Source organism: Methylocystis sp., assembly GCF_050246715.1.
GTDB lineage: Bacteria > Pseudomonadota > Alphaproteobacteria > Rhizobiales > Beijerinckiaceae > Methylocystis.
The window spans coordinates 1-2,702 of sequence record NZ_JBFWVN010000119.1 but is presented as its reverse complement, the minus strand read 5'-3'; the positions used below and the strand labels follow the sequence as shown (position 1 = coordinate 2,702).

The following is a 2,702-nucleotide window of genomic DNA, read 5'->3' as shown; positions in this document are numbered from 1 at the left end:
AGCAACTTTAGCCGATTTCCGCGAAGCGCAGGGTCGGCATCGTTGACCGTGACCTTGTCGAAGAAAGCATCGACCGGCTTCCGAAGCTCCGACATAGCCGCCATCGCGGCTGTGAAATCCTCGTGGCCGACGGCGTCGCGCGCAGCGGCCGCGGCCTTGATCAAGGCGACATGCAGCGCCTTCTCCTCGGGCTGCGTCAGCAGCGCCGCATCGGGCGCGGCGGCGTAGCTCTTGCCGTCCTTCTTCTCCTCGATGCGAAGGATGTTCGCGGCGCGCTTCTGCGCCGTCAGGAGATTGGCACCGTCCTCGCCGGCGAGGAACCGGGCGAGCGCATCGACCCGCGCGAGGAGCCGCACCAGATCGTCCTCGCCGCCGAGCGCGAACACCGCCGCGATCAGATCGTGGCGAACGCCCTTCTCCTTCAGCGCGACCTTCATGCGGTCGGCGAAGAAGCGCACTAGCTCGTCGGCGATTGCATTGATTCTATCTCTCTTTGGCGAAACTGAAGGAAAATCCGGCTGTTGGCTTATCGCCTGGTGAAAAAGCCTTCGAGATGAAAATCTCAGACCATTTTCGATTATGAGCCGGATCGCCCCAAGCGCAGCACGCCGAAGCGCGAAGGGATCTTTTGAGCCTGTTGGTTCCTCGTTAATCCAGAAGAATCCTGCCAGCGAGTCCAGCTTATCAGCTAGTGCCAGCGCGACGCTGACCGGAGCCGTGGGACATTCGTCGTTCGGCCCCTGCGGCGCGTAATGCTCGGCGATGGCGGCCGCCACCTCGGGCGCCTCGCCCTCGGCGAGCGCGTAATAGCGGCCCATGATGCCCTGCAGCTCGGGGAACTCGCCGACCATGCCGCTCGTCAGGTCCGCCTTGGCGAACTTCGCGGCGCGGCGGACTTTGTCCTCGTCCGCCCCCGGCACAGGCTTCGCGATCTCGACCGCGAGCGCCTCCACCCGCGCCATCTTGTCGGCGAGCGTGCCGAGCTTCGCGTGAAACACGATGTCCTTCAGCACCGGCACGCGGCTTTCGAGCGTCGCTTTGCGATCCTGATCCCAGAAGAATTTGGCGTCGGCGAGGCGCGCGCGCAGCACCCGCTCGTTGCCGGCGACGATGGCGGCGCCCTTGTCCTTCGTCTCCATGTTGGAGACAAGCAGGAAACGCGGCGCGAGCCTGCCGGCGCCATCGACGATCGCAAAGTATTTCTGATGCGTGCGCATCGTCGTGGTGAGCACTTCCGGCGGCAGCTCCATGAAGGCGTCGTCGATCCGACCCATCAGCACGACTGGCCATTCGACAAGGCCGGTGACCTCGTTGAGCAGCGCCTCATCACTCTTGACGAAAAACCCAGCCGCTTTGGCCTTCGCCTCAGCCTGGCTTGCTATCACCAGTCGGCGTTCCGCCTGATCAACGATGACAAATGCACTCCGCAGGTCTCGCTGGTAGCTTTCGAATGACCGAACTTTGATCGGACGACGAGAAAGAAATCGGTGTCCGTATGTGGTGTCCGAGATGGGCATTTGAATCATTGCCTGCGTGCCAATAGTGGCAGGAAACTGCACCACCCCATCAACAAGCGATCCGTCGAATACACAAAGGACGGAATGGAGTGGCCTAACCCATCGCACGAGACCATGTCCCCATCGCATGGATCGCGGCCAATCAAAACCATAGACGATTTCCGGTATGGTTTCGGCAAGCAGGTCGCGAGTAGGTTGCCCCGCAACCGAATCTCTAAAAAAATAAAATTTTCCCTTGGGTGTTTCTTCCTCGGTCAATTGCTCAATTGAAGTGAGCCCATTTGACTTCATAAATCCCTTTAGAGCTTCGGCCGAAGCGCCCACTTTCGGACCGCGTTTCTCAACTACGACATCTTTTTGGCTAGTCGGCACATCGTATGCGACTGCAGTGAGTCGACGTGGTGTTACAAACGTAAGAACATTCTCGCTATTGATCTGGCTGACGAAGCCAAATGCATGAAGGCGCAATATGATCTCTTCACGAAGTTGATCGGCGGCGCGGGCCTGCATGCGCGCCGGAATCTCCTCGGAGAAGAGCTCGATCAGCAGCTCGGCCATCAGCGCACCGCGGTGGCGGATCGGCGGCAGGCGATGGCGCGCCGTTCACCCCCACCCCTCCCTCCCCCCTCGAGGGGGAGGGTGAAGCCGCGCTGCGTCCGCCGCGTCATCAGGCGGCCTCGCCGGCGAGCCAGGCGTCGCAGCAGCGTTTGGCGAGCGCGCGCACGCGGCCGATATAGGCTTGGCGCTCGGTGACCGAGATCACGCCGCGCGCATCGAGCAGGTTGAAGGCGTGGCTCGCCTTCATGCATTGATCGTAGGCGGGCAAGGCGAGCGGGGCCGCGCGATCGAGCAGCGCGTTGCACTCGGATACCGCATCGGCGAAATGGCGGAACAGGATGTCGGTCGTCGCCGCCTCGAAATTGAAGACGGAGAATTCGCGCTCGGCGCGGAGATAGACGTCGCCGTAGCGCTTGCCGCCCTTCGCCTTGTCCACCCCGTCCCAGTCGAGATCGTAGACGTTCTCGACGCCCTGCACATACATGGCGAGGCGCTCGAGGCCGTAGGTGAGCTCGGTCGAGACCGGATCGCATTCGATGCCGCCGACCTGCTGGAAATAGGTGAACTGGCTCACCTCCATGCCGTCGAGCCAGACCTCCCAGCCGAGGCCCCAGGCGCCGAGCGTCG

General features: G+C 62.0%; 2 protein-coding genes. Both read right to left on the bottom strand.

What is annotated here, in order from left to right; genetic code table 11:
- Positions 1-2,075: glycine--tRNA ligase subunit beta (gene glyS, locus AB7I51_RS17960; RefSeq protein ID WP_428406393.1), on the bottom strand; the 2,075-nt coding region annotated here is incomplete at its 3' end.
- Positions 2,076-2,184: 109 nt separating this feature from the next.
- Positions 2,185-2,702: glycine--tRNA ligase subunit alpha (locus AB7I51_RS17955; protein WP_428406392.1), on the bottom strand; the 518-nt coding region annotated here is incomplete at its 5' end.